This window comes from Psychrobacter piscatorii (genome assembly GCF_904846415.1).
Lineage (GTDB): Bacteria > Pseudomonadota > Gammaproteobacteria > Pseudomonadales > Moraxellaceae > Psychrobacter > Psychrobacter piscatorii.
Genome location: NZ_CAJHAR010000106.1, coordinates 1 through 583 on the forward strand (window position 1 = coordinate 1; position 583 = coordinate 583).

Here is a 583-nt window from a genome sequence, read left to right on the forward strand (position 1 = left end):
ACTATATCCAGCTTATCTTCCAAAAAATCTCTGCACCTTACCTTAGTAAGCGTCGTCAGCCTTGCTAGTACTTTAGGTCTCAGCGCTTGCCAGCAAACCCCAGACTATAACTATCTGATCGGTGAGACGATGGGAACGAGCTACCATATTAGCTATCAGCTGCCTGATGATGCGGACGAAGCTGCCATACAAGCTGCGGTAGACGAGCGCCTGAAACAAATTAACGATAGCATGTCTACTTATCAAAACGACTCAACGATATCTACATTCAATCGTTTGGGCAAAGACAAACCTATCACTATCGATGCTGATTTTAGTCGTGTGCTAGATGTATCACAAATTGTCTATCAGCAGTCTGGTGGTGCTTTTGACCCTACCGTTATGCCACTCGTAAACACCTGGGGCTTTGGGAGCACCATGACTGTCGAGCGTTTACAAAGTCCACCGACCGCAGTAGAGATTGCTCAAGCCAAAGCATTGGTCGATTTTGAGAGCATCATAAAGAAAGACGACACCATCTATAAGACCAAAGACGGCGTGGGTTTAGATTTCTCTGCCGTTGCCAAAGGCTTTGGTGTCGATG

General features: G+C 46.1%; 1 protein-coding gene. It reads left to right on the forward strand.

What is annotated here, in order from left to right; translation table 11 throughout:
* Positions 1-3: 3 nt before the first annotated feature.
* A partial coding sequence (locus tag JMX83_RS15075) for an FAD:protein FMN transferase (protein WP_201603415.1) occupies positions 4-583 on the forward strand: 580 nt, incomplete at its 3' end.